Consider the following 25,558-nt stretch of genomic DNA (forward strand, 5'->3'; position numbering starts at 1 on the left):
CAATTAATGGGGCTGGTTATATTGGCTTGAATCTGAAGAACCGTTTACAAGTTGTTCTTTTGCATCCTTGACTTTGCTTCCTACATCTTTCGCAGTTGATACGGCCTCTTGCGTATCATTTTGCACGTCCTTTAATTCATCCTTGAAGTCACCATTGACTTTGTTATAAAGCTCCTGAACATTGTTAGCAGCATCTTTTAATACATCAGAAGCTGCTTTCACCCTGTCCATAAGCTGATCCTTTGTTTCGCGGGGGTTTTCTTTAACATCGCTTGCCATGCTGGTCACCGATTCTTTCATCCCACTCACATTCTGTTTCACATTAGAACGAGTATTTGAATTAAGCATTGCAAGGGCCGCTCCAGCTAAGGCACCGGCAGCCATGCCTACAATCAGTTTACTACCGTTTTGTTGTTGGGTTTGCATGTTTGTCACTCCTTTATTAGACTTTGGTGGACTTTTTATTCCGTTTCATTTCTTTCTTTACCACTTGTCTACCCAAACTAAACAATCTTGCCAGCAGATTGAATGACTTCCTGACTTACAAATCAGCTCTCTCTAGGAACCAAAAGCATTTTTTAAAAATGTTTCCCGCCAAGCAAATAACTGCTCGCTTTCCTTCTGTGAAAATCCTTCTTTTTTCTCCAAAATGGCTATTAATGAATCAAAATCGGTGATGGTGGACAATGTTACCCCTTGTTCCAGGAATGCTTCAGCCGTATCTGGAATTCCATATGTAAAGATAGCGAACACCGCTGTCACTTCTACGCCTTCCTCTTGTAGTGCCCGGACAGCATTTAGTGCAGATCCTCCTGTCGAAACCAAATCTTCTATTAAAATCACTCGTTGTCCTTTTTTAATGTTTCCTTCGATTTGATTGCCTTTCCCGTGCTCTTTTGGCTTTGAACGAACATAAACCATCGGCAACCCCAGATAATCTGCCAACCAGGCTGCATGTGGAATCCCTGCTGTAGCACATCCAGCGATCACATCAGGACCGCTTTCCATCTGTTTTATCATGTCGGCAAAGGCCATCGTAAGCTTTTTTCTTACTTCCGGATAAGACATTGTTAACCGGTTATCACAATAAATTGGTGACGTTAATCCGGAAGTCCATGTAAAGGGATGATCTGGACTGATTTTCACAGCACCAATTTGCAGTAAATCTTTCGCTATTTCATCTTTCGTTATCATCATTCCACTCCTTTATAACTTGCTGATACTTGCTTTTCGGGTCGGAAGATGCTGTTACACTGCGTCCTATGACAATTGCATCAGCTCCGTTATTCCTTGCTTCTGTTGGACTTGCAATCCTTTGCTGATCCTGATGCTGATCCGTTTTCAAGCGAATACCCGGAGTTACTGTATAGAAGGAAGACCCGCAATTCCTTTTAATTGAAGGTACTTCCCACGGCGAACAAACGACTCCGTCGGCTCCACTTTCTTTTGCCATCATCGCTAGGTTAAGAACCGACTCCTCTGCTTTAACTGGAATATGGAGTTCCTCTGATAGTGTGCGATTGTCCATGGAAGTTAACACCGTAACTGCGATTAATCTACTATTTTTTCCAGGGTTTCCTTCCATAAATCCTTGTTTGGCAGCTCGAATCATTTCGCTTCCACCCCAGGCGTGGACGTTGACTAAATCCACTCCCAATTTCGCCAAATTTTTCATCGCTTTATAAACCGTATATGGAATATCGTGTAACTTTAAATCTAAAAATATGGGGTGGCCGTCGACCTTCAATTTCTCAATAAGCTGTGGTCCTTGGCGGTAAAACAGTTCCATCCCCACTTTTACAGGTACCCCTTGAAGCTTATTCCTGCGGATAAACCCTTCCGTTTCCTGCCAATCAGGAAAATCAAGAGCCAGATATATTGGCTTCATTTCTAATTCCTCCCCCCACTGCTTCCTCCATATTTTGGAACCCATACTTTTCTAACAATTGGGGAAGTCTGTTAATTATGTTCACACAAGCAAACGGGTCATGGATGTTCGCGGTTCCCACCGCTACTGCATTCGCTCCAGCCAGGAGGAACTCAAGCACATCCTCAGCTGTAGATATGCCGCCCATGCCGATGATCGGAAGTCCACTATGCTGCCTGACTTCATAAATCATTCGGATAGCGATCGGTTTGATAGCGGGACCGGACAATCCACCAGTTTGATTAGCCAATAGAGGTTTTTTGGAAGATAAATCGATTTGCATGCCTGTCAGCGTATTGATCATTGATAATCCATCCGCTCCCGCACCTTCTACTGCTTTTGCCATTTGTACTATATCAGCTGTATTTGGTGATAATTTAACATAAACCGGCACAGCAACTGTCCTTTTCACCTGTGCTGTCACCTCGGCCGCCAGAACCGGATCCTTGCCGAACTGAATCCCCCCTTCTTTGACATTAGGACAAGATATATTCAGTTCCAGTGCCTGGATCAGACCGCTTTCGTCCAGTCTTTTTGCTACTGAAGCATACTCTTCTATCGTACTACCGGCTACATTAGCTATCACCGGCGTCTTGAATTGAGACAAAAACGGTAGTTCATCTGTACAAATCGTTTCCACTCCAGGGTTCTGCAATCCGATTGCATTAAGCATGCCCGCAGCGGTCTCGGCCACACGCGGTGTCTGATTACCGTATCTTGGGTCTTGTGTAGCAGCTTTGATAACCACAGCCCCAAGCTTATTCAAATCATACAATTCACTGAATTCCCGCCCAAAACCAAAACAGCCGGAAGCTGGCATGATTGGATTCTTTAGATGCAAACCTGGAAGTTTCGTTTCCAATGAAATCATAAACTCACCTCATTTGCTGCAAATACCGGTCCATCTTTACAGATTTTTTTAAAACCAGTTTCACCCTTAACCGGTACTACACAGGCATAGCAGGCACCGATTCCGCATCCCATCCGCTGCTCAACCGAAATATAGCCCGGCCGGCCGGAAAGCTTGTTTGTCACAGCTCGCAGCATTGGTGTCGGTCCGCATGAAAAAAAACAATCAAAGTCAATGTCCATTTTTGACAAGCAATCCGTAACCAATCCTTTTTCACCATAACTTCCATCATCTGTAACAATAATGGATTCACCAAGCTCCGCAAATTTTTCCTTATAAAACACATGCTCGGCCTTCTGGAATCCAAGGATGGAAATAATACGAGTACCACTGCCGGCCAATGTTTTGCCCAGGTAATAGAGGGGAGGTACGCCTATCCCCCCACCAACTAGCAGGGCTGTATCCAGTTTCAAATTATCAACTGGATAACCTGTGCCGCATGGCAGCAAAGCATTGACCCGGCTCCCGGAAGTCCGTTTACTCAGCATGTCTGTACCTCGGCCGGAAATTTTGAATATGATGGTTATATTTCCATTTCCATCGATATCGGCGATAGAAATCGGCCTTCTAAGCAACGCCGTATCTGATTCTCCTACCTTTACATGAAGAAACTGTCCTGGAGTAAAATTTCCTATATCTGTAGCCGGGTTGGCGTTATTGATACCAAGCTTCATCTCGACCGTTTCTTCTGCTATTTTATTATTTTCCAAAACGGTTAGCTCTGTCTGCATCATTTTACGACTGCCGCCCTTCTTTCAGACACTGGACTTGCAGTAAAGGTAGTGGAATCAATAACATTTAAGATGGCCATAGCAGTATCCAGACTCGTCAGACAAGCAATACCGTGTTCTACTGCTTCCCTTCTGATCCTGAATCCATCTGAACGGGGCTGTTTACCAGAAGTCAACGTATTGATGACAACCTGTACCTTGCCTTCTTCGATTATGGACAAAACGGTTTCACCAGCAGTTCCTACTTTGCCGACTTTTTGGACAGGGATTCCTGCACTGGCTGTGAACGCACTGGTCCCTTCAGTCGCATAAAGCTTAAAACCGAGCATATGGAACCGCCTTGCTATTTCGATCATTTCCTGTTTGTCTTTATCAGCTACGGTCAACAGCACTGCTCCCTCTTGAGGAATGGAAAGTCCAGAGGCAATCAATCCTTTATAAAGAGCCTTTTCCAGTGTTTTGTCCCTTCCAATTGCTTCTCCAGTTGATTTCATTTCCGGTCCCAACATCGTATCGACACTCCGCAGCTTCGCAAAAGAAAAGACCGGAACTTTCACTGAAACCTGGGGCTGTTCTGGAAGCAATCCATTCGAATATCCCGCATCAGGAAGACTTTCTCCTAAAATACACCGTGTAGCCAAGGCAGCCATCGGCACGCCTGTTATTTTGCTTAAAAAGGGAATGGTCCTGCTTGCCCGTGGATTTACTTCTAAAACATAGACCTGGCCTTCGTGAACGACAAATTGGATGTTGATCAGGCCCTTCACATTAAGTCTTCTTGCTAATTTCATAGTTATATCCACACATTCCTGCTTGGCAGTACCTGAGATTCGCTGGGGAGGATAGACAGCAATCGAATCACCAGAATGTACTCCTGCCCGTTCAATGTGCTCCATCATCCCCGGTATGAGGATGTTTTCTCCATCGCTTACAGCATCCACCTCCAGTTCGATCCCGGTCAAATACTTATCAATCAAAATCGGATGAGTATGCTTGATATGGTTGCTTTTTTTAAGATAAGCAGCCAATTCCTCTTTATTGTAGACAATCTCCATCTGGCTTCCACCAATTACGTAAGAAGGACGGACCAACACTGGATAACCAATTTGCTCAGCGGCTTCAACCGCCTGATCAAGTTGCCGGACGCTTTTCCCCTGTGGCTGCGATATATCAAGTTCATTCAAAAGATGCTCAAATTTATCCCGGTCCTCCGCTGCGTCAATCGCTTCCAGGTCGGTTCCGAGGATTTCCACGCCTCTTCTCTTCAACCCTTCTGCCAGATTGATTGCTGTCTGACCACCGAACTGGACAATAACACCTTTTGGTTTTTCCAAATCAATCACATGCATAACGTCCTCCAACGTCAGCGGCTCGAAGTACAGTTTGTCAGAAACACTGAAATCAGTAGAAACAGTCTCCGGATTGCTGTTCATGATGATCGCCTCGTAACCAGCCTGTTTCAAAGCAAGCACAGAATGAACGGTTGCATAATCAAACTCGATTCCTTGTCCTATCCGAATCGGACCTGATCCGATAACCAGCACTTTTTCGCGCCCGGAAACAATCGATTCATTTTCTTCCTCAAACGTGCTATAGAAATAAGGGGTTTTTGATTCAAATTCTGCTGCACACGTATCAACCATTTTATAGACTGGTAACATGCCGCATTGCTTGCGCAAGTTATAAACAGAATCGACGTCCGTTTTCCAAAGCCGTGAAATTTGGGAGTCTGAGAATCCAGCCTTTTTCGCTTTCTTTAATACTTCTATGTCATTTTTATGTGCTGACACGCTCTTTTCCAACTCTATTAATCTCTGTATTTTTGTTAAAAAGAACGGATCAATTTTCGTTGTCTCAAACAACTCCGTTACCGTACAACCACGCCGGAATGCTTCCGCAACTACAAATATTCGTTCATCATCAGGCTTTTTCAAGCATGCGAATAGTTGATCCAAGGTCTTATGCGTCCATTTCTCCATCCATAGTTCCTCTGTCCCAATATCAAGGGAACGGATACCCTTTAGTAAGGATTCTTCAAAACTCCTGCCCACAGCCATCACTTCGCCAGTTGCTTTCATTTGGGTTCCTAGACTGCGATTGCCGCTGACAAATTTATCGAAAGGAAAGCGCGGCAATTTAGTGACCACATAGTCAAGCGCCGGTTCATAGCAGGCATATGTTGTTCCGGTTATTGGATTAATTATTTCATCAAGCGTTAACCCAAGCGCAATTTTCGCTGCAAGCTTTGCTATCGGGTATCCTGTTGCCTTTGAAGCCAATGCTGATGAACGACTGACACGCGGATTCACTTCAATAATGTAGTATTGAAAACTGGAGGGGTCCAATGCTAGTTGGACATTACATCCCCCTTCTATTTCTAATGCCCGGATAATTTTCAAAGACGCATTGCGCAACATTTGATATTCTCGATCACTGAGAGTTTGTGAAGGAGCCGTTACAATGGAATCCCCCGTGTGCACACCTACCGGATCTACATTTTCCATATTACAAACAACAATCGCCTGGTCCTGTTTATCTCGCATTACTTCATATTCTATTTCTTTAAAACCGGAGATGTTTTTTTCAATCAAACACTGTGTAACAGGGGATAAAGCCAGCCCGTTTCTAGTAATCTCCTTTAATTCTTCCTTGTCGTAACACATGCCTCCTCCAGTTCCACCCAAGGTGTATGCTGGACGGACAATCAGGGGAAAACCGATTTCATCCGCAAAATCCAGAGCTTGCTCGACAGAATGAACGATTTGGCTTTCTGCTACAGGTTCACCAAGTTCGTGCATCAGACTGCGGAAAACCTCCCTATCTTCAGCCTTCCGTATGGCAGAAAGGGAAGTTCCGAGTAATTCGACATTATACTCCGCAAGGATCCCGGTCTGTTCTAAAGCCATGGCCATATTAAGACCGGTCTGTCCTCCCAGTGTAGGCAAAATAGCATCTGGCTGCTCTTTCCGGATTATTTTAATTAAAAAATCGGTGGTCAACGGCTCCATATATACTATGTCAGCCACTGAATCATCTGTCATAATGGTCGCTGGATTAGAGTTAGCCAAGATCACCTGATAGCCTTCTTCTTTCAGCGATTGACATGCCTGTGTGCCCGAATAATCAAACTCAGCGGCCTGGCCGATAACGATTGGTCCCGACCCAATCACTAATATTTTGTTTATATCTGTACGCTTTGGCATGATTCTTCCTCCTTATTTCCTTTAGACTGATGGATGTTTATGTTAGCGAGAAATCGATCAAATAGATGATAGGTATCTTCCGGTCCCGGCGAACTCTCCGGATGATATTGAACCGAAAAAGCCGGATAACGTTTATGCGCCAATCCTTCGACTGTTCCGTCGTTCAATGCTATTTGGGTCAGTTCTAAATCTGTACCTGCAAGGGATTCTTCCGTCACGGTATAGCCATGATTCTGAGAAGTCATTACGGTTTTGCCTGTTTTCAAATCTTTGACAGGATGGTTGGACCCTCGGTGTCCGAAACGAAGCTTCTCGGTATCTCCCCCGCAAGCCAAGGCAATTAATTGATGACCGAGACATATGCCGAAGACAGGAATATCTGAAATGATGTCTGCGATCATCCGAATAGCACTTCGGACTTGTTTTGGATCGCCGGGTCCATTAGAAAGCATGACCCCTTCCGGTTTCAGCCTTCTAATTTTCTCGGCTGAATAATGATAGGGAACAACCGTTATGTGACAGTTTCGTTTGGTCAGCTCCCTTAAAATTCCATGTTTCATCCCGAAATCGACAAGAACGATTCGTCTACCGCGCCCTGGCACCACATATGGTTTCACCGTGGAAACCCGTTCGACGTGGTTGGTTATCGTGGTTTGCTGGTCAAGGATTTGTAAAGCTTGCTCAATGGAATAGGCAGCAGAGGTAAACAATCCTCTCATGGTTCCATGGTTCCGAATCAATCTAGTCAGCTTTCTTGTGTCAATTCCGGCAAGTCCCGGAATATCATTTGCCTTTAAAAAACGGTCCAACGTTTCTTCTGATCGATAGTTGGATGGTAAATCGCAAGCCTCTTTCACAACCAATCCATGAATAGAAGGCGTGATTGTTTCAAAATCGTCTCGATTAATCCCATAATTTCCGATTAATGGGTAGGTCATTGTTACGATTTGGCCACAATAGGACGGATCGGACAAAATTTCTTGATAACCAGTCATTCCAGTATTGAAAACAACCTCGCCACTAATTTCCCGGTTACTTCCGAAACCAGTTCCCAGAAAACGAGTGCCGTCCTCAAGAACGAGCTGTCGTGTTTGCATATTTTTCTTCCTCCTCATAAACAATTTCTCCACCAAAAATAGTCAACTTTGGTTTCCCTGTTACCTTCCAACCGGAAAAAGGAGTGTTTTTCCCTTTGGAAGAAAATTCATTAGTATCGATTGTCCATTCTTCTTCTATGTCTAAGATGGTGAGATCAGCTACCGCTCCGATTTCCATTCTTCCATAAGGTAAATCGAACACATCTGCTGGTTTTACAGTAAGCCAGTCTATTAGCTGCTTTAACGTAATAGTTCCTGGCTCCACTAGTTTCTTGTAAAGAAGAGCAAAGGCCGTTTCCAATCCTACGATACCAAAGGGCGCAGCCAACAAGCCCAGGCTTTTTTCGTCTCCCGTATGCGGTGCGTGATCTGTTGCAATAAAGTCGATTGTTCCATCCAGCAATCCTTCAAGCAGTGCCTGCTGATCTCTCCGTGAACGCAGTGGCGGATTCATTTTGTAGTTTGCATCATCTTTACTGATGTCTTCCTCATTGAGCAGTAGATGGTGTGGGGTCACTTCTGCTGTCACTTGAATCCCTGCGCGTTTTGCCTCGCGGATAACCCGGACGGATTCTTTTGTACTGACATGACAGACATGGTAATGACAGCCAGCAGTCTCTGCTAAAAGGACGTCTCTTGCAATCTGGACTGATTCGCATACGGAAGGAATCCCCGGAACACCAAGTTTTCGGCTGACCAGTCCTTCATGGACAACACCTTTATGTATTAAACTGTTATCTTCGCAATGAGCAACAATTGGTTTACCGCTAGCAGCCGACTGATGCATTGCCTGGAGCATCTGATCGGCCGATTGCACCCCGACTCCGTCATCAGTGAAAGCGAATGCTCCCGCTTTCTGTAATTCTTCCATATCAGTCAGCTTACTCCCAAGCAGCCGCTCTGTAATAGAAGCATAGGGCAATACCCTAATGTGAGCTCTTTCATCAATCGCTTCCTGTATTTGCTTCAACGTATCGATGTTGTCTGGTACCGGTTTGGTATTTGGCATGGCGCATACCGTCGTGTAACCGCCACGGGCTGCTGCCATGGTCCCTGTTTCGATGGTCTCTTTTGCTTCGCCTCCAGGCTCTCTGAGATGGACATGCACATCGATGAATCCTGGTGTTATCAGCCGGCCCCGACAATCGATCACCTTTCCTGCCGACTCCTCGATCTTTTCAGCGATTTCCAGAATATGACCGTCCTGTACAATTAATTCACACTGCTTCAATTGGTTACCTGCTGATAATTGCATCCCGTTGATCAATGTTAAGGTCATCGATAATCCCCCTGTCTGTTAGTAAGTGCTTAATTACTGCCATTCTTGCAAACACACCATTTTCCATTTGTTTGAATATTCTGGATCTCGGACATTCTACTAATTCATCTTCAATTTCGATCCCTCGATTAACCGGCGCAGGGTGAAGGATGACTGCGTGCGGCTGCATCGCACGTTCCCTTTCTATCGTCAAGCCAAAGTGTCGAAGATAGTCCGCAGGGTTTACGCCATTGGTTTCTCCATGCCTTTCGTGCTGAATTCTCAACAGCATCACCACATCTCCTATTTCTGCTGCTTCATCGATTGATATATAGGGATAAGGAAGTGAAGGGTCCTCCCACTCCGGCTTGCAAGATAAGTAGACTTCTGCACCCAGCGTTTTTAAAGCCAACGCATTCGATCTAGCCACCCTGCTATGTTTGATATCACCAGCTATCACTATCCGGAGACCTGAAAATCGGTTGAATTCCTGATAGATGGTCATGAGGTCGAGAAGTGACTGGGTTGGATGCTCTCCTGTCCCATCCCCTGCGTTGATGACTGGAATGGAAATATCAGCCGCCAATCGTTCAGCCATATTTTCTTCAGGATGCCTGATTACCAGTAAAGATGCACCAATTGCTTCAAAGGTTCGTGCTGTATCATAGATACTTTCCCCTTTCACCAGACTGGAAGATTCGCCAGTGAAATCAAGACTTTCCAAACCAAGCCTTCGTTCGGCAATTGTAAAGCTCATTTTCGTCCGGGTACTTGGTTCAAAAAACAGGTTCCCGGCAAACAATTGCTTTTCAAAAGGTTTTTGCCCACCAGCTTTGATTGCCTCCGCTTCCTTCAACAACCGTAAAATTTCATGTTCGGAAAGATCTTTCATCGATAAAAAGTGCTCCATCCTCGTCTTCTCCTCCTTTATAACGAGGGACTGTCCCTCCCGTTTTACGAGAAGCATACAGTCCCTCCATTGATAGTCAGATCAAGCCTTGCCGTCTCCTTGTATTTCCGGATCCGGCTCGGTATCACTGAACATATTTCCATTTCCATATCCCTTCTCTTTCCCGGGCAGAACCAGGTTTAGCAAAACCCCAATGATAGCCGACAGTGCCATGCCTGCTATTTGCAGATCATCCGTCACCTGAACGAATGCCCCGCCGATTCCGATTACCAAAATCACGGAAGAGATGATCAAATTTCGCTTATCCCCTAAATCTACTTGATTGTCAACCAGCATACGTAACCCGCTGGAAGCGATAATTCCAAATAATAGAATCGATACTCCACCCATCACTGCAGACGGTATAGCACCAATAACAGCTGTAATGATTCCGATAAATCCGAACAGGACAGCAAGGCACGCTGCACCCCCAATAACGAATACACTAAACACTCTGGTGATTGCCAAAACTCCTATATTCTCTCCATAAGTAGTGTTAGGTGGACCGCCAAGCAAAGATGCGATGATTGTAGCTGTACCATCACCAAGGATGGAACGGTGCAGACCAGGCTGCTTGATGAAATTCCTCCCTACAACCTTGGACAGGACCATTTGATCACCTGTATGCTCTGTGATTGTCACAAGAGCAACCGGAACCATGGCGAAAGCGATTTGCCAGCTGATAACCTCCATTGGAGAATAATCCAGGAAAGGCAAGACAAAACCTGGATTTTGAAATAAAGCGGTGAAAAACTCTCCAACAGAACCTGCTGATGTCAAGGAGGCCCACTCCGCAGCAATTTCGCTTGTGTCGACAATACCTTGAAACAAAGCAAAGATATACCCGCCAACGATACCAGTCAATATTGGAATGAGACCGAAGAATCCTTTAAAGAACATAGTGGCTATGATGGTGATAGCCAGTGTTACCAACGCCACCGATAAATGTGTTCCACTGTACACTTGCTCATCCAGTCCCGGTACATACATCGCCATATCAATCGCTGTCGATGCAAGACTTAAACCGATGACGATGATGACTGGACCTACTACGATTGGCGGGAGAATCCGCATAAGCCAATTCAACCCTGAAGTGCGTATAAGCAGGGCAACCAGTCCATATACCAAACCCGCTAAAAAGCTTCCAACCATGGCACCGGGGATGCCGCTGGACTCGCTTACTACCGTTAACGGATAGATAAACGCAAAGCTTGAACCTAAGTACGCTGGTACTTTTCCTTTAGTGATCAACAGGTATGCCAATGTTCCCACCCCACTGGAAACAAGCGCGATTGCTGGTGACAGCCCTGTTAGAAAAGGCACGAGAATGGTAGAACCAAACATTGCGAATAAATGCTGTAAACTCAAAGTAAACCACTTATGAATTTTAGGAATGTCTTGTACATCCATGACGATGTGTTTGCTGCTCATTTTGTTTCCTCCTCTGATGTTTCCTTGGTTGTTTTCTCACCATTTTTCCGTAAAAAAACCTCCTTGCTTGGTCGCAAGGAGGTAAACGTGCTGAAAATATACACGTATCCTTTGGCAACCTTGCAAGCCTCACGGGACTCGATTTAAAGGTCTGGATTTTATTATTGATTATTTTTCATAGATACTTACTTCATCCTGGCTATCTGTTTCATCCAGTTCAACAACAATTATTTCTTCTTTGGAAGTAGGGATGTTCTTCCCTATAAAATCAGCTCGGATTGGAAGCTCCCTATGCCCTCTATCAACCAACACAGCCAGTTGTATTTGTTCTGGTCTGCCTTGATCGACTATGGCATCCATCGCTGCCCGGACGGTCCTTCCAGTAAACAGAACGTCATCGACCAGCACCAGTGTTTTTCCGGAAATATCCCCGTCAATCTTAGTTTCATTTAAACGAGGTTCGCGATTTTCTTCGACACTTGTAAGATCGTCTCGGTAAAGTGTTATATCCAATTCGCCGATTGGTACTTCGACACCTTCTATTTGAGCAATTTTTTTCTGAAGACGCTTTGCCAGCGGGATACCACGCGTTTTAATTCCGACAAGAATCAAGCCCTGAACCCCTTTGTTTTTTTCTAATATTTCATGAGCAATTCTTGTCAGCGATCTGCCTATTGCTGCATCGTCCAAGACTGTAGCTTTTTTTTCCATTTTGTAACCCCCCAGCCAAAATCGTATTGCATAAAAAATCCCTTCTTCCACGAGAGGAAAGAAGGGATTTGGACATACTTCAACCATTATCATTAATCCATTCCTTTCCAGCCTCACGGGACTGTTTTAAAGGATGTTATTCTTTTAGAATGCTGTAAAAAATTCTGTACTGCTCTGATTTCTATTAACGATTATTCCAGAAGAACCGTCCACTGTCAACCTCATTTTCTTAACTTCGCTAAAATTGTTTGTAATTCATCAGGCAATGGAGCCTCAAACTCCATCCATTCACCGGTTTGCGGATGGCTGAAACCCAGCAATCCGGCATGCAAGGCCTGCCCCTCGATATCAAGTGTTTTTCTCGGTCCATATTTCGGGTCACCTGCCAGGGGATGACCGATATATTTCATGTGCACCCTGATTTGATGGGTACGTCCGGTTTCAAGAACGCATTCTACGTGAGTGAAAGACCCAAACCGGTCGATAACTTGAAAATGGGTAACTGCAGACCTTCCATCCCTTACTACAGCTTGTTTTTGCCTGTCTTTCGGATCTCTTCCCAACGGTGCATCGATCGTGCCATATTCATGCTGTATATCTCCGTGAACGATCGCCTGGTATTTCCGGGACATGGTTTTATCTTTCAATTGTTCAGCTAATGACAAATGAGCCTGGTCATTCTTAGCCACTACAAGCAGTCCGGTCGTGTCCTTATCGATTCGATGCACGATTCCCGGCCGGATTACCCCATTGATCCCGGATAAATCATTGCAATGGTATAGCAGTGCATTCACCATGGTTCCAGTGTGGTGACCCGCAGAGGGATGAACAACCATGCCCTTCGGTTTATTTACCACTAAGAGACTCGAGTCTTCATACACAATGGACAATGGTATATCCTCTGCTGTTATTTCCAGTTCTCCCGGTTCCGGCACTTCCCAGGAGATTTTTTCTCCTTCCAAGCATTTATGATTGCTTTTAACCTGGCTTCCATCTACATAGACAAGTCCTTCTTTTATCCATTCCTGAACTTGTGATCTGGAAGCATCTTCGTTAACATCCGCTAACAGTTTGTCAATTCTCAAACCGATCTGATCAGCTTGTACTGTATGACTGGAACTCGTCATTTTGCAGTTCTTCCTTTCTTCTTCTCATCAACAAAGGTCATAATCAAAACAATAATAACTCCGCAAACAAGAGCCGAATCAGCAACATTGAATATTGGATAGTCATAGCTGCCTAAATATACATCGAAAAAGTCGACAACCTCTTTCCTGAACAAGCGGTCAATAAAATTACCGACCGCCCCACCAAGAATTAATCCCAATGCCAATCCCATCCATTTGCTAGTCCTTGCAAACTTTCTGATATAATAAATAACGAACAAGACCACAATGGCTGTGACAATATAAAAGAACCACATCTGGCCTTCCAACATGCCCCATGCGGCACCGGTATTACGATGGGAGGTTATATAGAAAAAATTCTCTATAACAGGAAATTGCTCGCCTATTTCCATGTTCTTGATAATCCACCATTTTGAAAGTTGATCTATCAGGACAATGATTACTGCCAGTATGTAATATTGCACACTGCTTCCCCCGTTCTTATCGCTGTCTTTTACACACACTAAAGTTTACCACAAAACAAGATGGTATAAAAATAAGCTTACTGTTTACCTTTTCATCTTTACCTCTTCGACTAATGTGCCCACGAGAAACGTTGAATATTTTCACAGCAATAGATTAACACGCTTCCGTAAATATGGAAGGAAGTCATGTCAAAAATATTCCATGCTTTATATACTCCTCTCCGTATTATAAACTATCACTACGTTTAAAAAGAGCCAAAATAAAAGGCAGCCGAATATCAGCTGCCTTTTTCTAGTTCATGCTAGCGCATGTTTCCATTAAACGAGATCAGCGTAATGCTCTTTTACAACCTCTGCACAGCGGGAACAAAGCTCAGGATGCTTCTCATCTTCTCCTACTGTCTCAGAAGATACCCAGCAGCGTTCACATTTCTCCCCTGGATGTTTTTCTACCCGAACAGAAACGTGGTCGTATTGTTTTGCTTCCGGATTGCTCTCCTGGATTTCCAAACCGGAAACAATCAACAATTGCTGTAGGTGTTCAATACTATTCAGCAATTCTTTTGTTTCAGCGTCGTTTGGCACCACTTGGATGTTAGCCTCTAATGATTTCCCGATGACTTTTTCCGCACGTGCTTCTTCCAACGCTTTTAGGATATCATCCCGAATGTCCATAAAACGATCCCATTTCTGCTTCAACTCTTCCTGACCCTCGAATTGCTCAGGCTGCGGCATATCGGTCAATTGTACACTTTCCGCTACTGTGCCCGGAATATACTGCCAAACCTCGTCTGCTGTATGGGAAATAATCGGTGACAACAGTTTGACCAAAGCCGTCAGAATTTGATGGTAGACGGTCTGAATACTTCTTCTTCTATGGTTATTTTCCGATTCAATATACAGCACATCTTTGGCAAAATCGAGATAGAAAGAACTTAAAGAAATCGAGCAGAAATTATGAATATTGTTATAGATGGTCGAAAATTCATAATGGTCATATGCATGTCGTACCTTTTCGATCAATTCCTGTAATTGAACCAGCATGTAACGGTCAACTTCTTCTAAGTCCGCATACGAAACCTTATCATTGGATGGGTCAAAATCCTGTAGATTTCCAAGCATAAAACGGAAGGTATTACGAATCTTTCGATACCCTTCAGAAGTTTGCTTGATGATTTCATCTGAAATTCTCACATCTGCCTGATAATCAACAGAAGCAACCCATAATCTTAAAATATCAGCACCATACTGTTTCATGATTTTAGAAGGAACGACTACATTTCCTACTGACTTACTCATTTTTCTTCCTTGACCATCCAGTGCAAAACCATGGCTGATAATCGCTTCATATGGCGCCTTTCCAGTTACTGCCACTGCCGTGGAAATGGAGGAATTAAACCAGCCCCGATATTGGTCTGAGCCCTCCAAATAAACATCTGCAGGACGTTGAAGTTCCGGGCGACCTTTCAATACAGCTTCATGGGAAGAACCGGAATCGAACCATACATCCATGATATCTGTTTCTTTTGTGAACTTTCCGTTAGGACTGTGATCGGAAGTGTAACCTTCCGGAAGCAGATCTTTAGCCTCCCATTCAAACCAAATGTTCGATCCATGCTGACGGAACAATTTGGAGACATGATCAATCGTTTCCTCGGTAATGATTGGTGTGCGGTCCTCTCCGTAAAACACCGGAATGGGAACCCCCCATGCTCTTTGACGCGAGATACACCAATCTTCCCGATCTCGGACCATGTTGAACAATCTCGTTTCACCCCAGCCAGGGTACCAGTCGATTCGTTGAATTTCACTCAGGATATCTTCGCGAAAATCTTTGATGGAAGCAAACCATTGATTTGTTGCACGGAAAATAGTCGGTTTTTTTGTTCTCCAGTCATGTGGATAAGAGTGCGTAATAAATTCGAGCTTTAATAAGGCACCCACTTCCTCCAGCTTTTGCGTGATCTCTTTATTGGCAGAATCGTAAAATTGTCCTTCAAAACCGGGTGCTTCATCGGTGAAGTTTCCTTTTTCGTCAACTGGACAAAGCACTTCAAGACCATATTTGTTGCCTACATAAAAGTCGTCTTCTCCGTGTCCAGGTGCAGTGTGTACACACCCTGTACCACTTTCTGTTGTGACATGTTCCCCAAGCACTACCAGAGAGTCACGGTCGTAAAATGGATGCTTTGTGACGATGCGCTCCGCATCCCGGCCTTTAAACGTCTGAACTACTTCCGGTTCGTTCCATTCAAGCACTTGAGTAACAGTTTCCAGCATGTCATAGGCAATTACATACTTGTTATCATCTACTTTCACTACCGCATAGTCCAAGTCGGGATGGAGACTGATCGCCAGGTTTGCAGGGATCGTCCATGGAGTTGTCGTCCAAATGATGAATTGCTCATCACCATTTAGGAGATCTTTTCCGTCTTTCACATCAAACGCAACATAAATGGAAGCCGACCGCTTATCCTGGTATTCAATTTCCGCCTCGGCAAGGGCCGACTCAGAAGAAGGGGACCAATAAACCGGCTTAAGTCCTTTATATATATATCCCTTTCTCGCCATCTCACCGAAAACCTTGATTTGGGCAGCTTCATAATCCTTGTTCAAGGTAATATAAGGATTTTCCCAATCACCACGAACTCCCAGCTGTTTAAACTGCGTCCGCTGGTTATCGACTTGCTTTAAGGCATATTCCGCACACTTTTGTCTAAATTCAGCGACCGTCATTTTTTTGCGGTTGACTTTCTTTTTTGCCAAAGCCTGTTCAATCGGCAATCCATGGGTATCCCAACCGGGAACATATGGAGCATGAAAGCCTGCCATTGACTTATACTTCACAATAAAATCTTTCAGTATCTTATTCAAGGCGTGACCCATATGCAGGTCTCCATTAGCGTATGGAGGGCCATCATGAAGGACAAATAGCGGTCTTCCTTCCGTACGCTGCTGGACTTTTTCGTATATCTTGTCCTGCTCCCATTCTTCCTGCATCTTCGGCTCTTTGTTCGGCAGGTTGCCCCGCATCGGAAAAGCTGTCTTTGGCATGAGTAGCGTCTGTTTATAATCCATATTCTCTTTCCTCCTTGTTAGCTGTGCAAATCCATCTGCAATAATCTAGACAATCCACGAATGGCAGGAAAACAAAAAAGCCCCTCTCATCCCGAAGGGACGAGAAGGACTCGCGGTACCACCCTTATAGAAGGACTTTAAAAGAACCTTCCACTCAAAATTCGTAACGTGAACAAGACGTCCGCACCTACTCTTTTTCAACGCGGATACTTAAGGGTGATATTCCAGAAAGGCTCTGTTCCAGGCTTACACCGACCCCGGATCGCTAATACAGCAGTCATCTTCCTGTACTGTCCCTGTCTTCGTATTTATCAATCATTTATTTTACAGAAATAGTAGCATTATGGTTATGAATTATATGTAAAATTCATGAAAACGTCAAGGTTTAATAATTATTTTCGACTGCCTCTTTTTCAAACTCCGTTTCCGGATCAACTTCTGTGGTCAGCAATCCGTCCCAATCATCATTTTCTATCATATCAAGCTGGGCTTCTACAAGCATTTTTAACCGGGTTCTGAAAACCTTTGCCTGCTTTTTCAGCTCTTCTACTTCCATTGCAATACGACGGGATTTATGCAATGCCTCATTGATAATCCGATCAGCATTTTTTTCTGCCTCTTTGATGATCAGTTTGGATTCTTTTGTGGCATTTCCCTTCACTTCCTCGGCGGTTTCCTGTGCTACGAGAATCGATTTGTTCAATGTTTCCTCAATATTGGTAAAATGGCCCAATCGCTCATTTAACTGGTCTAACCTTTCTTTCAAATCCTTTTTCTCCCGAATGACCGTTTCATAATCCTTGATAACCTGGTCAAGAAATTCATTCACTTCATCTTCATCATATCCTTTGAATTTTCGAGTGAATTCCTTGTTATGAATGTCTAGCGGTGTCAATGGCACATCGGCCACCTCCTGTCTGTTAGAATAATTTAAGAAAACAAAAAAGTGCGCAATACTGTAATTGAGAAATTCGACAAAATCGAGGGAAATCCTGCATGTTTTTTGCTTATTTCAAGATTTCCGCTGTGATTTTCCATTTCTCTTTTTTACTACGTCCATGAATTTCCTTTACATGACTTCTGCCTTTACCTCTCAGGGACAACAAGTCGCCCTGTTCCAACATAAAAGCCGGGGTGTCAACGACACGGAAGTTGACTTTCACTAATCCTTTTTCGATGAACTGCACAGCTGTTTGCCGTGAAACTTGATAAATTTCTTTTACCAGTACATCCAGACGCAGAGAAGCTACCGTCATATTTTTTTCCTGCCATTGCTCCTCTTTCTCCATCAAACGGTCAAATGATACATCTTCAAAACGGACACCGGCATTTTTTATGTTGGTCAAATTCATTTTGACATACGGCGCTATTTCAGCTGCCGTTATAATTTGGATAAGCCCATCCTTGACAATTAGATCACCGAGTTTTTTCCGCTTGATTCCCATGGAAAGAAATGCGCCCATCACATCACGATGTGCCAGGCTGACAAATTTAACTGGATAATCAGCTTCAAGCAGTACTAACTCGAAATTATGCCGTGCTATCTCCTCATAATAAGGGGCAAGTATGGCTCTTTTTCTTTCAGCAGAAGGCTTGCCTCCAAATAGATGCCAACGAAAATCTTCTTTACCGCCAATCAAAGAACCGAAAATTTTCTGTTCGCGCGGATCGAGAAAATCTGTCACCTTTCGCTGATAACTGCGTTCCACTTCCTCCTGCCAGGAAAGTACTTGATCAATAAAAGGTTGTTCTTCCTTCCGAAAGTGTTGATAAATATCCATTTAGTCACCTAACTGTTTACAATAGTGGTTATTGCGGATTAGAAACCGCCAAAGCCGAACAATACTGCCAACCCTCTTGTTGCGAAATTAAGTACCAGGATTGCAACAATTGGTGAAATATCAATCATGCCTAGCGGCGGGATGATTTTCCGGAACGGCTCCAAATAAGGTTCGCATATTTTGGCAAGAAAGCTTCCGAAAGAGGATTCCCTTGCACCGGGAAACCATGACATCAAAATGTAGGCAATCAAAGCAAAACTGTAAATTTCAATTGCATAAAAAAGTATTGTATATAATTGATACACTGGGACTACCACCTTTTGTCTAAATCTTCTTCAAACATATCTGAAATCGTACCGGAGACATCGACATTATCCGGCGTACAGAGGAATGTATGACTGCCTAGTTTTTGGATGTCTCCGGACACAGCATAAACGGTACCGCTCAAAAAGTCGACAATCCGCTTTGCCTGATTATGGTCGACACGCTGCAGGTTAATCACCACTGCTCTGCGATTGACAATATTATCAGCGATTTCCTGCGCTTCACTGTATGTACGTGGTTCCAAGAGTACTACCTTGGATGCAGGCTGTACACTTTTCAAGCTCACGACATTCTGTCCCTGCCCTTTTTGCTGGGAAGCAGCCTCCGGAACCTCCAATTCTTCCTCTTCCTCGATATATTCGTATTCATCATCCAATGTAAAAAACGTTTTTAATTTGTTTTTAAAACTCATTCTTTTTCACCTCGAGCTATTTTTGGCCGACAAGCTTAGAACCAATTCTAATGTGGGTCGCGCCTTCTTCTATGGCCAACTGGTAATCGTTGCTCATTCCCATGGATAGGTAACGACAAGGTGCGTGCTGATAATCTTTTTGCTTTACTTCGTCGCGCAGCATCTTCAACGTGCGGAAGGTTTGCCTGATGATCGTTTCGTCTTCTACAAATGGGGCCATCGTCATCAAACCGACAACTTGAATTTTGTCATATTGCGCAAGTCCCTCGATAAATCCCAGAGCTTGCTCCGGTTCGATTCCATGTTTCGATGCTTCACCACTTGTATTGATTTGAACAAAACAAGGTACAGTTCTTTCAGCTCGTTTATTTATTTCTTTTGCCAAAGAATTTCTGTCAAGAGAATGCAGCATGTCTATCTTATTAATCATATCCTTTACTTTACGGGATTGCAATGATCCAATGAAATGCCACTTGGCCCTCTTACCGATTGCATTATATTTTTCAGAAAAACCTTCCAGCCTGTTTTCCCCTAAATGACGGACCCCCGCTGCCAAGGCTTCTTCCGTCCGCTCAATTGTAACATATTTCGTCACTCCGATGAGTGTGATTTCCTCTTCTTTACGACCAGCCTTCCGGCAAGCTTCACCAATGTTTTGCTGAATTTGCTCTAAATTCGTTGCTACATCCAAAAAAATAACTCCTTTCCCGCTTAATCTTGCCAACCGATGAAACCCAGCATCCTGCCAGTTTTCCCCTCTTCTCTTCGGTGTGAAAAAAATAACTCGCTTTCTTCAAAGGTACAAAGCCTGCTCCTTTTGATATTTTCAGGAGGCAATCCGGCCCGCTGCAGAAGCAATTCATTTAATCGCTGCAAGTCCAAAAAAGTTCCTGACTCTTCCTTGTGTACTACCTCATCCTTCAAGCCGTTTGGTACCAAATTGATCACCTTATCGTCCACTTGATAAGCTGCAACGTTGATAGACGGTCCGATTGCTGCCAAAAGCGTATCTGGTTGAACACCGTTTCCCTTCAAAACAGAAACCATTTTCTCAGCCATCCCGTTGACCGTTCCCCTCCAACCTGCGTGGGCAATTCCAATCCAACTAGTCGAAGGATCAAAAAAATAAAGTGGTACACAATCTGCAAAGAAAGCTGTACAAAGAATACCCTTTTGTTTCGTAACTAAACCGTCTACATTTATGATAGCATCAGCTTGGGCCTGAGATCCTTTACCTTTATCTGCTTCTGTAATGATTGCAACTTCTGTTCCATGAATTTGCTGGGCAGCAACCCAGTCATTCAAAGGAAAACCTGTTTTATCAGCTAATTTTTGTCTATTAGCTATGACGGCATCCGGATTATCTTTCACATGTAATCCTAAATTAAAAGTGTCGTAAGGAGGGAAGCTCTCCCCGCCTTGCCTTGTAGTGAATCCTGCTTTCAATCCTGGCGCTTGTGCATGCCAGTCCCCAATTGAAAGTACCGATTCCTCTGAGAGTTGAAAGGGGTCTTTCATCATTCTCCTCCTTATTTTTTCATTCATTTTATCATATTTGCAAGATTTTTTGCTGATGTTTGACATTATTCATTTTTTTCAGTGTATAAAGTCGGTTCTTTCTGCTTTTTGACGAGAATAACATCTGATCCAATCGTCACAATACTTTCCCATGGTATCACTACTTCTTCTTCCTTACCGAAAAGCCCCATCATTTTTCCTTTTAATCCAATTACGAGAAACGTGATCTTGCCGCGATCCACATCGATTTCCAGATCGGTAATGTTGCCAAGCCTTTTACCGTCATCTACAACAATCACATCTTTGATCTGCAGTTCTGAAAGTGTGATCATGCTTACACCTGCCTTTTCTATCTACTATATGCAAGAATAGGGCATGTTTTTCGGAAAAATTGGCTGTTTGTCTTATCTCCTCTTTTTCAATATATAGCAGCGCACTATACCACTACTTCTAGTTGAGGATAGAAGGAAGCCGTGAGAGTATTGCTTACCGTTTATGTAGACAACAACAAAGCGCTTGAAAAAAATTTCAAACAAAAAATCATCAGCAATTTTGATTTTTGCTGATGATTTTCTTAATATTTTTGTCAGTGAAGAAAGATCCTGATTCAAGTATAGATTATAGCTTGTACACAACAAAGCCGACATACTCATTCAAACATTTCTTTGTTCATTTCCTGAATGGCAGCTTTCTCGAGGCGGGAAACCTGCGCTTGCGAAATACCAATTTCCTCTGCTACCTCCATTTGTGTTTTCCCTTGAAAAAAACGTTTGTTTAGAATCATCTTTTCTCTTTCATTCAGTCGCTGCATGCCCTCTTTCAACGAAAGGTTATCCAGCCAGGTGCTGTCCTTATCTTTATTATCGCTTAATTGATCCATCACAAAGATTGGATCACCGCCATCATTATAAATCGGTTCGAACAAAGAGACGGGATCCTGGATGGCATCCATGGCAAAAACAATTTCAGAATGAGAGATCCCCATTTCTTCTGCGATTTCCATAGGTGTAGGCTCTTTGGAAGTCTTGCTGATCAATTTTTCTCTTACTTGTAGCGCTTTATAAGCTATATCGCGCAAAGACCTTGATACCCGAATCGGGTTGTTATCTCTTAAGTATCTTCTGATTTCGCCGATAATCATCGGTACTGCATAAGTTGAAAATTTTACATTTTGGCCAAGGTCAAAATTATCAATGGATTTCATCAAGCCGATACAGCCCACTTGAAATAAATCATCTCCATATTCACCACGGTTATTAAACCGTTGAATGACGCTTAAGACCAGCCGTAAATTGCCATTGACCAATTCCTCTCTAGCAGCAAGGTCTCCTGCCTGCATTTTCTTGAAAAGAATCCGCATTTCATCATTTTTCAGAACAGGTAATGTTGATGTGTCTACTCCGCAAATTTCTACTTTATGTCTTGTCATATGCCTTATCCTCCCTGTTGGAGATGCTATTCATGGAACAGTATCTCCCCAGAGAGGATTTTTATGCAGTCAGCTCAGTGGCCAACAGCGCCTGATAGCGTTTTAGTACAACGCTCCCAAAGCTTCAGACCATTTTATTAAATTCTTTCTTCAACCTGCTAATAATTTTCTTTTCCAAACGAGAAATATACGATTGGGATATTCCGAGCATATCGGCCACATCCTTTTGTGTTTTTTCTTCTTCGCCTATAAGACCAAACCTCAATTCCATGATTTGTTTCTCACGTTCATTCAGTTGTTCCAGGGCGCTTCGAAGTAAATTCTTGTCTACATTGGCATCAAGGTCTTTAGTAGTGATATCCTCATCCGTCCCAAGAACATCGGATAACAAAAGTTCATTGCCATCCCAGTCAATGTTAAGCGGTTCATCAAAAGAAATTTCTGTTTTTAATTTGTTGTTCCTGCGCAAATACATGAGTATTTCATTTTCAATACAACGGGAAGCGTATGTAGCAAGTTTTATCTTTTTTTCCGGATTGAATGTGTTGACAGCTTTAATAAGGCCGATGGTCCCAATACTGATCAAGTCTTCAATATTGATACCGGTATTTTCGAACTTTCTTGCAATATAAACGACAAGTCGTAGGTTTCGTTCAATTAGCATTGCCCTTGCTGCTTTATCTCCAACAGGCAGCCGCTTTAATAATTCGTGTTCTTCTTCCTTGCTGAGCGGCGGCGGTAACGCCTCATTACCACCAATATAGTAAACTTCTTTTGATTTTACTCGAAGTTTGATAAGTAGTTTATACCACCATAATTGCAGCTTCAACTTCCAGTTCCCCATCTTTATCCTCTCCTTTTTACGATATTTAAGCAGATGTTGCTGTTGAATATTTAAGAATGCCTGGATGCAGGAGACAGTGATAACTGCCATCTGTCGCAAGGCTTCCAAACTGCATGCCAATAAGTATCCTGCTTGTGACAATTTGTTTATTTTCATAATAGGTTTCGATTAAGTCCGGCCTGAAGACAAGCATGAATGTACTCCTTCCACCGACACCCTGGTATGGGACCAAGCGTATTTTGTCCTCCCAAGCCTGTGGAAGCTTCTCTAACTGCAGGTTTTCCTGCACCTCTTGAAAAGCAGCAAGTTCTTCTTCACTGAACCAATGAAGTAGCAGAGATTGTTCGCAAATGATGACAGGCTCCTTTGTTACTGGATCAACGAGTGAATTTCCACTATCCATGTAACCCTTAGCTGATATTCTTTTACCACGGAACGTTAAAGAAATAGAGAAAATATGATCCAACTGAAGTTTCTCAAATGCGTGCTTGTCCATACGGTTCTTTGTAAACCACCAGACACAAGGAAAGCCGATTAATACAAAAAGCCAGCTTACCTGGTCTCCAAATCCAGTCTTAAATGTCAGCAATCCGCTGGAGGATGCAAGTACTTGTTGCCCAATCAAAAAGTGGAGAGCAATCAAACTACCTCCAAGAATAAACGAAACGAAGTAGAACCATACCAAACAATTTCGAAACGAACTGGCATTATACCAGCCAAATGCTGTCCAGACGATCAACAGGGAATAAAGACCTTTCCCCCACCAGGCAGAAAGAAAAGAATCCGGGTAATATATAGTAAGCGGGACTAGAATGGAGGCTACAAAAGCCCCTAGAATGAGCCGTAAACGATTATGTGGTTTTTTGGCTACATAGTGGGTTAGTAATAAAATCATCCAATCCAACATAAAATTCAAAAGCCATACGGCATCTAAATAGATTGTCACCTTTTCTCTTCCTTTCAATCTACCAATCAGGACTTGTAGCAAGTATAACGAACTGGAAAATAGAAGTCTGTCATTTCTTGAACCATAATAACAACTTATTTTCAGAATTTATCAGTGATTTTGTCAAAATGATTTCTTTAAAAATAGCCAAGATGATTTGAAACTTGTGTTTAAAACATAAAAAACCCTTCAAGCATTTCATACTTGAAGGGTTTTGGTAATACTTATCTTCTACGATTTCTATTCCGTAAAAATGTAGGAATATCCAACGTATCTTCTTCCTGTTTTACCTGCTGGCCTTGCACAGGGGTTTCACGGCGAGGTTCCTCTTTTCGATTTTCACCGCCGGCAGGCTGAGTCTGATTGTTGACCGCAGGACGTTGTTTTGGTTGATTGGCTTTCAACTGCGATTCGTCAAACCCGGTTGCAATAACGGTCACAACGATTTCATCCTTTAACTCCTCATTAATTACAGAACCAAAAATAACGTTTACTTCCTGATCCGCAGCAGAAGTAACCAAATCTGCTGCCTCTTGTACTTCATACAGGCTTAAATTAGCTCCACCGGTAATATTCATTAGTACTCCATGCGCGCCATCAATAGATGTTTCAAGCAGCGGAGAAGATATGGCCTTCTTTGCAGCTTCAGTCGCTCTATTTTCACCTGTTGCCACACCGATTCCCATTAATGCAGACCCTTTGTCATACATGATTGTTTTAACATCGGCAAAGTCAACATTGATCAACCCTGGTTTGGCAATTAAGTCGGAAATGCCTTGAACACCTTGGCGAAGAACATTATCTGCCTCTCTGAATGCTTCCAACATCGGCGTATTCTTGTCGACAATTTCCAATAGACGATCGTTTGGAATCACAATTAATGTATCGACATTACTTTTCAATGCATCGATCCCACTAACTGCCTGCGTAGAACGTCTTCGGCCCTCAAAACTGAAAGGCCGCGTCACAACACCGACAGTCAGTGCACCGATTTCCTTAGCTACCTGTGCAATAACCGGAGCTGCGCCTGTCCCAGTTCCACCGCCCATACCAGCAGTAACAAACACCATGTCAGCACCTTGAAGGACTTCTTCTAACTGTTCCTTACTTTCTTCTGCTGCTTTTCTTCCTACTTCCGGATTGGCACCAGCTCCCAGCCCGCGAGTCAATTTTGATCCTATCTGCATCTTTACTTCTGCTTTTGATAAATTCAACGCCTGGGCATCCGTATTGACAGCGATGAATTCTACACCTTCCACTCCATGCTCAATCATACGGTTGACCGCGTTGCTTCCGCCTCCGCCTACACCGATTACTTTGATCGTTGCAAGCTGGTCCATATTTGTATCAAACTCTAACATTTTCGTTCCTCCTATTTTGCAAGATTACAAGATTCATCGAAGTTATAGATTCTGTAA

At 43.3% G+C, this 25,558-nt stretch carries 25 protein-coding genes and 1 other annotated feature; all 25 genes read right to left on the reverse strand.

All coding sequences use genetic code 11. The features are described 5' to 3' along the window. Positions 1–3: 3 nt before the first annotated feature. Positions 4–426 (reverse strand): hypothetical protein, encoded by a 423-nt coding sequence (locus BLR82_RS02540; protein ID WP_074597427.1) that lies wholly within the window; start codon positions 424–426, stop codon positions 4–6. 132 nt (positions 427–558) lie between these two features. Further along, positions 559–1,194, reverse strand: coding sequence for an orotate phosphoribosyltransferase (gene pyrE, locus BLR82_RS02545; protein ID WP_083334675.1), 636 nt, complete (start codon positions 1,192–1,194; stop codon positions 559–561). Further along, the gene (pyrF, locus tag BLR82_RS02550; protein ID WP_074597429.1) at positions 1,178–1,888 is read right to left on the reverse strand and encodes an orotidine-5'-phosphate decarboxylase; all 711 of its coding nucleotides are present in this window, start codon (positions 1,886–1,888) and stop codon (positions 1,178–1,180) included. The genes pyrE and pyrF overlap by 17 nt, the downstream gene beginning before the upstream one ends. Beyond that, positions 1,863–2,795, reverse strand: coding sequence for a dihydroorotate dehydrogenase (locus BLR82_RS02555; RefSeq protein ID WP_281242161.1), 933 nt, complete (start codon positions 2,793–2,795; stop codon positions 1,863–1,865). The genes pyrF and BLR82_RS02555 overlap by 26 nt, the downstream gene beginning before the upstream one ends. Continuing rightward, positions 2,795–3,571, reverse strand: a complete 777-nt coding sequence (locus BLR82_RS02560) for a dihydroorotate dehydrogenase electron transfer subunit (RefSeq protein WP_074597431.1) — start codon at positions 3,569–3,571, stop codon at positions 2,795–2,797. The genes BLR82_RS02555 and BLR82_RS02560 overlap by 1 nt, the downstream gene beginning before the upstream one ends. Then, positions 3,568–6,771, reverse strand: coding sequence for a carbamoyl-phosphate synthase large subunit (gene carB / locus BLR82_RS02565; protein WP_074597432.1), 3,204 nt, complete (start codon positions 6,769–6,771; stop codon positions 3,568–3,570). Before carB ends, BLR82_RS02560 begins: the two co-directional genes overlap by 4 nt. Continuing rightward, entirely contained in the window at positions 6,750–7,868 is a 1,119-nt protein-coding gene (locus BLR82_RS02570; protein WP_074597433.1) for a carbamoyl phosphate synthase small subunit, read from the reverse strand. The genes carB and BLR82_RS02570 overlap by 22 nt, the downstream gene beginning before the upstream one ends. Next, positions 7,843–9,147 (reverse strand): dihydroorotase, encoded by a 1,305-nt coding sequence (locus tag BLR82_RS02575; protein WP_074597434.1) that lies wholly within the window; start codon positions 9,145–9,147, stop codon positions 7,843–7,845. The genes BLR82_RS02570 and BLR82_RS02575 overlap by 26 nt, the downstream gene beginning before the upstream one ends. Then, positions 9,104–10,036, reverse strand: a complete 933-nt coding sequence (locus tag BLR82_RS02580) for an aspartate carbamoyltransferase catalytic subunit (protein WP_074597435.1) — start codon at positions 10,034–10,036, stop codon at positions 9,104–9,106. Before BLR82_RS02580 ends, BLR82_RS02575 begins: the two co-directional genes overlap by 44 nt. Positions 10,037–10,117: 81 nt before the next feature. Then, entirely contained in the window at positions 10,118–11,506 is a 1,389-nt protein-coding gene (locus tag BLR82_RS02585; RefSeq protein WP_074597436.1) for a solute carrier family 23 protein, read from the reverse strand. Positions 11,507–11,674: 168 nt separating this feature from the next. Beyond that, complete coding sequence (gene pyrR / locus BLR82_RS02590) at positions 11,675–12,217, reverse strand: bifunctional pyr operon transcriptional regulator/uracil phosphoribosyltransferase PyrR (protein WP_074598242.1); 543 nt, start codon at positions 12,215–12,217, stop codon at positions 11,675–11,677. A 221-nt stretch (positions 12,218–12,438) separates the two neighbouring features. Further along, a complete protein-coding gene (locus tag BLR82_RS02595; RefSeq protein WP_074597437.1) occupies positions 12,439–13,344 on the reverse strand; it encodes an RluA family pseudouridine synthase in 906 nt (301 codons plus the stop codon). Further along, entirely contained in the window at positions 13,341–13,808 is a 468-nt protein-coding gene (gene lspA, locus BLR82_RS02600) for a signal peptidase II (RefSeq protein WP_074597438.1), read from the reverse strand. Before lspA ends, BLR82_RS02595 begins: the two co-directional genes overlap by 4 nt. A 318-nt stretch (positions 13,809–14,126) precedes the next feature. Then, entirely contained in the window at positions 14,127–16,886 is a 2,760-nt protein-coding gene (ileS, locus tag BLR82_RS02605) for an isoleucine--tRNA ligase (protein WP_074597439.1), read from the reverse strand. Positions 16,887–16,978: 92 nt separating this feature from the next. Beyond that, positions 16,979–17,198 (reverse strand) — a binding site (T-box leader). Between the two features lie 73 nt (positions 17,199–17,271). Then, positions 17,272–17,787, reverse strand: a complete 516-nt coding sequence (locus BLR82_RS02610) for a DivIVA domain-containing protein (RefSeq protein WP_074597440.1) — start codon at positions 17,785–17,787, stop codon at positions 17,272–17,274. Between the two features lie 106 nt (positions 17,788–17,893). Then, complete coding sequence (locus BLR82_RS02615) at positions 17,894–18,667, reverse strand: YlmH family RNA-binding protein (protein ID WP_074597441.1); 774 nt, start codon at positions 18,665–18,667, stop codon at positions 17,894–17,896. A 38-nt stretch (positions 18,668–18,705) separates the two neighbouring features. Continuing rightward, entirely contained in the window at positions 18,706–18,972 is a 267-nt protein-coding gene (locus BLR82_RS02620) for a YggT family protein (protein WP_074597442.1), read from the reverse strand. Positions 18,973–18,977: 5 nt separating this feature from the next. After that, the gene (locus tag BLR82_RS02625) at positions 18,978–19,403 is read right to left on the reverse strand and encodes a cell division protein SepF (RefSeq protein ID WP_026570438.1); all 426 of its coding nucleotides are present in this window, start codon (positions 19,401–19,403) and stop codon (positions 18,978–18,980) included. A 16-nt stretch (positions 19,404–19,419) separates the two neighbouring features. Beyond that, positions 19,420–20,094, reverse strand: coding sequence for a YggS family pyridoxal phosphate-dependent enzyme (locus BLR82_RS02630; RefSeq protein ID WP_074597443.1), 675 nt, complete (start codon positions 20,092–20,094; stop codon positions 19,420–19,422). 20 nt (positions 20,095–20,114) lie between these two features. Next, on the reverse strand, positions 20,115–20,921 hold the full coding sequence (gene pgeF / locus BLR82_RS02635; RefSeq protein ID WP_074597444.1) for a peptidoglycan editing factor PgeF: 807 nt from the start codon (positions 20,919–20,921) through the stop codon (positions 20,115–20,117). A 65-nt stretch (positions 20,922–20,986) separates the two neighbouring features. Continuing rightward, entirely contained in the window at positions 20,987–21,253 is a 267-nt protein-coding gene (locus tag BLR82_RS02640; RefSeq protein ID WP_074597445.1) for a YlmC/YmxH family sporulation protein, read from the reverse strand. A 317-nt stretch (positions 21,254–21,570) separates the two neighbouring features. After that, positions 21,571–22,350: an RNA polymerase sporulation sigma factor SigG gene (sigG, locus tag BLR82_RS02645; protein ID WP_026771388.1), complete on the reverse strand. Its 780-nt coding sequence runs from the start codon at positions 22,348–22,350 to the stop codon at positions 21,571–21,573. Between the two features lie 124 nt (positions 22,351–22,474). Next, on the reverse strand, positions 22,475–23,194 hold the full coding sequence (gene sigE / locus BLR82_RS02650) for an RNA polymerase sporulation sigma factor SigE (RefSeq protein WP_074597446.1): 720 nt from the start codon (positions 23,192–23,194) through the stop codon (positions 22,475–22,477). Between the two features lie 25 nt (positions 23,195–23,219). Then, the gene (spoIIGA, locus tag BLR82_RS02655; protein WP_074597447.1) at positions 23,220–24,140 is read right to left on the reverse strand and encodes a sigma-E processing peptidase SpoIIGA; all 921 of its coding nucleotides are present in this window, start codon (positions 24,138–24,140) and stop codon (positions 23,220–23,222) included. 224 nt (positions 24,141–24,364) lie between these two features. Continuing rightward, positions 24,365–25,501 carry a cell division protein FtsZ gene (gene ftsZ / locus BLR82_RS02660; protein ID WP_074597448.1) on the reverse strand — a complete coding sequence of 379 codons (1,137 nt, stop codon included), beginning with the start codon at positions 25,499–25,501 and terminating at the stop codon, positions 24,365–24,367. Positions 25,502–25,558: the final 57 nt, after the last annotated feature.

Source organism: Sediminibacillus halophilus (assembly GCF_900103695.1).
In the GTDB taxonomy this organism is placed as follows: Bacteria; Bacillota; Bacilli; order Bacillales; family Amphibacillaceae; genus Sediminibacillus; species Sediminibacillus halophilus.